Origin of the sequence: Nocardioides sp. (assembly GCF_051876515.1) — a bacterium.
GTDB lineage: Bacteria > Actinomycetota > Actinomycetes > Propionibacteriales > Nocardioidaceae > Nocardioides.
This window is the reverse complement of record NZ_JBJEHY010000226.1, coordinates 1-5,398: the sequence shown is the minus strand read 5'-3', so window position 1 is coordinate 5,398 and position 5,398 is coordinate 1. Positions and strand designations below refer to the sequence as shown.

The window sequence follows — 5,398 nt, the reverse complement described above, 5'->3', positions numbered from 1 at the left end:
GTGATGTCGGTGACCTTGGCGCCGGTCTTGGCAGCGAGCTGCGAGATGGCGCGGTTGTGGTCGAGGCGGGTCAGCGCCGAGAAACGCTCGTCCGGGATGTCGGGAGCGTTGGTCATGGCGATCAGCGCGTTCGTGTTGGCCGGGTTGCCGGTGACACCGATGCGGACGTCGTCAGCCGCGACCTTGTTGAGCGCCTTGCCCTGGGCGGTGAAGATCGCGCCGTTGGCCGACAGCAGGTCGCCGCGCTCCATGCCGGGGCCGCGCGGGCGGGCGCCGACGAGCAGGGCGAGGTTGACGCCGTCGAAGATCTTCTCCGGGTCGGCACCGATCTCGACACCGGCGAGGTTCGGGAAGGCGCAGTCGTCGAGCTCCATGACGACGCCCTCGAGCGCCTTCAGGGCCGGCTCGATCTCGAGCAGACGGAGCTCGATCGGGCGGTCGGCGGCGAGAGCGCCGGAGGCGAGACGGAAGAGCAGGCTGTAGCCGATCTGTCCGGCGGCGCCGGTGACGGCAACCTTGAGCGGCTGGGTGGAGGCGGTCACAAGTTCTCCTCAGGAGCGTGGTTCTGACCCCCTGACGCTAGCAGCGTTCACCGGGGGCTCCGCGCCGAGGTCTGTGCGGTGGGCGCCGGCGCCCACGCCGGTGGCATGCTGACGCCATGTCGTGGCTCCGCCGTACCGCCGCCCGCCCCCGTCCAGCCGGTCCGGGGTCCGCGGGGGTGGCGCTGGCGCTGGCCCTGCTGCTGACCGGGTGCGGCTCCGCTGGGCAGCCGCAGGCGTACCCGGAGCAGGGGGTGGACGGCCTCGAGGTCCCCACGCCGACACTCGTCGCGGAGGACTGGGGGTCCGACGTCGACAACCCGCTGTGGGCCTGGCCCGAGGGTGAGACACGCACGTACGAGATCGACCGCGACGGCGCGCAGGTGGCCACCGCCACCGTCACCCAGGACGGCACGGAGAAGGTGGAGGGCATCCGGGTCACCTGGGTGCGTACCGCCGTCGACTCGACGCGTCGGTGGGAGTACGGCGACGGCCTCACCGTGGCGCGAGGCGAGCAGGTGTGGCGCGACGCGTACGCCCAGGACCTGGCCGGCAACGTCTGGTGGCTGGCCCACGAGGCGGGCACCGGCGGCTGGCGGGCCGGGGAGGGTGCCGCCCTGGCCGGCCTCGTCATGCCGGCACGCCCCCGGACCGGTGACGCGTACGAGCACCGCTCGGTCGATCCCCTGCCCAGCGCCTGGAGCCGGGTCGAGGACACCCGGGCGACCGGTCGCACCCTGGCCGTGCAGCGTGACGACCTGCTGCTGACCTCCGGGGTGGGGTTCCCCTCGCCGCTGGCCGTGGCCCCGGACGACGCCGAGGCCCGGCGCTGGTTCGCGCCGGGCCTCGGTCTGGTGCTGGAGCTGCGGGACGACCTCTCCGTGGAGCTGGTGGCCGGTCCCGTGTGAGCCGGTGGCTCAGTCGTTGCGTCGGATCTGGGTGTGGCCCTCGTCCTCGTCGCCGGCGGCCGGCTGACCCCACTGCTGGGGAGCCGCACCCGGGGCGGGCTGGCCCCAGGCCTGCTGCTCGGGAGCGGCGGGCTGCTGGCCCGGCTGGCTCCAGTACTGCTGCTGCTCGGGAGCCTGCGGCTGGGCCTGCTCGGGAGCACCCCACTGCTGGGCCGGCGGCTGCGGCGCGGCGGCCGGCGGCTGCTGGCCCCACTGCTGGGCGCCGGGGTGCGGCTGACCGGGCTGGTTCCAGTACTGCTGCTGCTGACCCGGCTGACCGCCCCACTGCTGGGCGGGGTAGCCGCCGGCGAACTGCTGCGGGGCCTTGGGGCCACCGCCGAAGGTGAGGCCCGAGCCGGCGACGGGCTCGCCGTCGCGGCCGAACAGCAGCGGGTACGTCAGGCCGGCCACGATGCCGCCCAGGACGGGCGCCAGGATGAACACCCAGAGCTGGATGATCGCGTCCTCGCCGCTGAAGAACGCCACGCCGATGGAGCGGGCCGGGTTGACCGAGGTGCCGGTGAGGCCGATGAGGGCCAGGTGGATCAGGGTCAGGGCGAAGCCGATGGCGAGCACGGCGTGCGTGGTGGTGGCCTTGGCGCGCTCGTCGGTGACGCCGAGGATGACCCACACGAAGGCGAGGGTCGCGATGAACTCCACGAGGAGTGCGGCCCACATGGCGATCCCGGAGCCGCTGGCGTCGCCGAAGGCGTTGGCGCCGAGCGGGAAGTCCCCGAACGAGTAGCCGTCGAAGCCGAACATGATGAGGCAGATGAGGCCACCGCCGAGGAGGCCGCCGACGATCTGGGCCAGCGAGTAGATGCCGGCCGTGGACCAGCTGATCCGTCCACCCATGGCCGCGCCGATGCTCACGGCGGGGTTGAAGTGGGCTCCGGAGACGCGACCGAAGGCGTATCCGAAGGCGATGATGGACAGACCGAAGGCCAGCGCGACGCCGACGTAGGAGTCCTGGCCGAGGGTCTGGCTGAAGACGGCCGAGCCGACCGCGAAGAAGACCAGGCCGAAGGTGCCGATGATCTCCGCTGCGACCTTCTGGCCGAGAGTGGGTTCCTCGTGTGTGTCAGTCATGACAGGGTGCCTTCCCGCTTCTGGGACGTACCAACCCTCCGAATTGTGGCCGGGCGGCCGGAGGACGGCTTCGAAGAACTCTAGTCACGTTGCCGCCGGGGCCGCGAGGGGTCGATGCTGGGTGAGCCGCTCGATGCCCGGCCCGGCGAGGCCGTCAGGTATCTTGATGTCAAGTAATCCCGCGTCGTGCACACCACCACAGGAGTTGTCGCACCATGGCCAAGATCATCTACACCCACACCGACGAGGCGCCGCTGCTGGCGACCTACTCGTTCCTCCCCATCGTCTCGGCGTACGCCGCCAAGGCCGGGGTCGAGGTCGAGACCCGCGACATCTCCGTCGCCGCCCGCATCCTCGCGCAGTTCGGCCTCGCCGACGACGCCCTGTCCGAGCTCGGTGAGCTGGCCACGACCCCCGAGGCCAACATCATCAAGCTGCCGAACATCTCGGCCTCGATCCCGCAGCTCAAGGCCGCGGTCGCCGAGCTCCAGGCCCAGGGCTTCGACATCCCGGACTACCCGGACGCGCCCTCCACCCCCGAGGAGGAGGAGATCCGCGCCAAGTACGACAAGGTCAAGGGCTCCGCGGTCAACCCGGTCCTGCGCGAGGGCAACTCCGACCGCCGCGCCCCCGCGTCGGTCAAGAACTACGCCAAGGCGCACCCGCACCGCATGGGCGCGTGGAGCTCGGACTCCCAGACCAACGTCGCCACCATGGGCGCCCACGACTTCAAGTCCAACGAGAAGTCCGTGACCCTGGCCGCCGACGACGTCCTGGACATCGTGCTCACCACCGAGACCGGCGAGTCCGTCGTCCTCAAGCAGGGCCTGAAGGTACTCGAGGGCGAGGTCGTCGACGCCTCCGTGCTCGAGGTCGCCCACCTCAACGCGTTCCTGCGCAACGCGATCGCCAAGGCCAAGGCCGAGGGCGTTCTCTTCTCCGCCCACCTCAAGGCCACGATGATGAAGGTCTCCGACCCGATCATCTTCGGCCACGTCGTGAAGGCCTTCTTCGCGGACGTCTTCGCCACGTACGGCGACGACCTGGCTGCCGCCGGCCTGTCCGCCAACGACGGACTCGGCACGATCCTGCCCGGCCTGGAGAAGCTCGCGAACGGCGCCGAGATCAAGGCCGCCTTCGAGAAGGCGATCGCCGAGGGCCCGGCCCTGGCGATGGTCGACTCCGACAAGGGCATCACCAACCTGCACGTCCCCTCCGACGTCATCATCGACGCCTCCATGCCCGCGATGATCCGCAGCGGCGGCATCATGTGGAACGCAGAGGGCAAGGAGCAGGACACCCTCGCGGTCATCCCGGACTCCTCCTACGCCGGCGTCTACCAGACCGTCATCGACGACTGCCGCAAGCACGGCGCGCTCGACCCGGCCACGATGGGCACCGTGCCCAACGTCGGCCTCATGGCCAAGGCGGCCGAGGAGTACGGCTCGCACGACAAGACCTTCGAGATCGCCGCCGCCGGCACCGTCGAGGTCCGCAACGCCGCCGGTGAGGTGCTGCTCTCCCACGACGTCGCCGAGGGCGACATCTGGCGCGCCTGCCAGACCAAGGACGCCTCGATCCGCGACTGGGTGAAGCTGGCCGTGACGCGCGCCCGCGCCTCCGCGACCCCGGCGATCTTCTGGCTCGACGAGTCCCGCGGCCACGACGCCGAGCTCATCAAGAAGGTCACCACGTACCTCACCGAGCACGACACCGACGGTCTGGACATCAAGATCCTCACCCCCGAGCTGGCCACCGCCTTCTCGCTCGAGCGCATCCGCCGCGGCGAGGACACCATCTCGGTGACCGGCAACGTGCTGCGTGACTACAACACCGACCTGTTCCCGATCCTCGAGCTCGGCACCAGCGCCAAGATGCTGTCGGTGGTCCCGCTGATGAACGGTGGCGGCCTCTTCGAGACCGGCGCCGGCGGTTCCGCGCCCAAGCACGTGCAGCAGCTCGTGGCCGAGGACTACCTGCGGTGGGACTCGCTCGGCGAGTTCTTCGCCCTGGTGCCCTCGCTGGAGCTGTACGCCGAGCAGTCCGGCAAGGCCGGCGCCACCGTGCTCGCCGAGACCCTCGACAAGGCGACCGAGACGTTCCTCAACGAGGACCGCTCCCCGGGCCGCAAGCTGGGCACCATCGACAACCGTGGCTCGCACTTCTACCTGGCTCTGTACTGGGCCCAGGAGCTGGCCGCGCAGACCCAGGACGCGGGGCTGGCCGCCGCCTTCGCCCCGCTGGCCGAGAAGCTGGCCGCGGCCGAGGAGACGATCGTCGCCGAGCTGCTGGCCGTCCAGGGCAAGCCCGCCGACATCGGTGGCTACTACCGCCCCGACGCCGAGAAGACGGCCGCCGTGATGCGTCCGTCCGCGACGTTCAACGAGGCCCTCGCCTCGCTCTGACCCGCACCCCGTACGGGCCCGGTCGACGTGCTGTCGGCCGGGCCCGTCGGCGTTCACCGGCGACGTTCGTACGCCGGTTCCACCGGTGCGCGGGAGACATTCCTCTCGCTGAGCTCCTGGGGCGGAAAATCGGAGGAGGAGTGTCGGCCCCGCGGCGTATCGTCGGCAGACGATGACGCAGACGCTCCCCACCACAGACGCCACCTCCGCCGAGCAGCCGGCGACCGCCGCGCACCCGGCTCCCGGACCCGACCCCCGACGCAGCGTCGACTGGCGTCGGCTCCGCTCACCGCTGGCGTTCGGTGCGCTGGTCTGCGCCGCCGTTGCCGCGGTGGGGACCACCCTGGGCACCGTGGTCGCCGGACGACTGGCGGAGGACCCGACGGGTTCGCTGGTGTGGCTGCTGGCCCTGTGCGTG

The 5,398-nt window shown here is 71.1% G+C and carries 5 protein-coding genes; 3 read left to right on the top strand and 2 right to left on the bottom strand.

All coding sequences use genetic code 11. From position 1 onward, the window contains the following. A partial coding sequence (locus ACI379_RS15995; protein ID WP_439793105.1) for a malate dehydrogenase occupies positions 1 to 542 on the bottom strand: 542 nt, incomplete at its 3' end. A gap of 116 nt (positions 543 to 658) precedes the next feature. On the opposite strand from ACI379_RS15995, the gene ACI379_RS15990 reads away from it, so the two are divergent. Continuing rightward, a complete protein-coding gene (locus tag ACI379_RS15990; protein WP_439793104.1) occupies positions 659 to 1,447 on the top strand; it encodes a hypothetical protein in 789 nt (262 codons plus the stop codon). Positions 1,448 to 1,456: 9 nt separating this feature from the next. Here the strand turns inward: ACI379_RS15990 and ACI379_RS15985 are convergent, their stop codons facing one another. Continuing rightward, on the bottom strand, positions 1,457 to 2,575 hold the full coding sequence (locus tag ACI379_RS15985; RefSeq protein WP_439793103.1) for an aquaporin: 1,119 nt from the start codon (positions 2,573 to 2,575) through the stop codon (positions 1,457 to 1,459). A gap of 215 nt (positions 2,576 to 2,790) precedes the next feature. Between ACI379_RS15985 and ACI379_RS15980 the strand changes: the two genes are divergently transcribed. Both ACI379_RS15980 and ACI379_RS15975 read left to right on the top strand, forming a co-directional pair. Beyond that, positions 2,791 to 4,980 carry an NADP-dependent isocitrate dehydrogenase gene (locus tag ACI379_RS15980; protein ID WP_439793102.1) on the top strand — a complete coding sequence of 730 codons (2,190 nt, stop codon included), beginning with the start codon at positions 2,791 to 2,793 and terminating at the stop codon, positions 4,978 to 4,980. 172 nt (positions 4,981 to 5,152) lie between these two features. Beyond that, a partial coding sequence (locus tag ACI379_RS15975) for a hypothetical protein (protein ID WP_439793101.1) occupies positions 5,153 to 5,398 on the top strand: 246 nt, incomplete at its 3' end.

Excerpts from the sequence above, each read along its gene's own strand:
- ACI379_RS15990 (WP_439793104.1), top strand. The coding sequence starts at position 659 with ATGTCGTGGCTCCGCCGTACCGCCGCCCGCCCCCGTCCAGCCGGTCCG.
- ACI379_RS15985 (WP_439793103.1), bottom strand. The coding sequence starts at position 2,575 with ATGACTGACACACACGAGGAACCCACTCTCGGCCAGAAGGTCGCAGCG.
- ACI379_RS15980 (WP_439793102.1), top strand. The coding sequence starts at position 2,791 with ATGGCCAAGATCATCTACACCCACACCGACGAGGCGCCGCTGCTGGCG.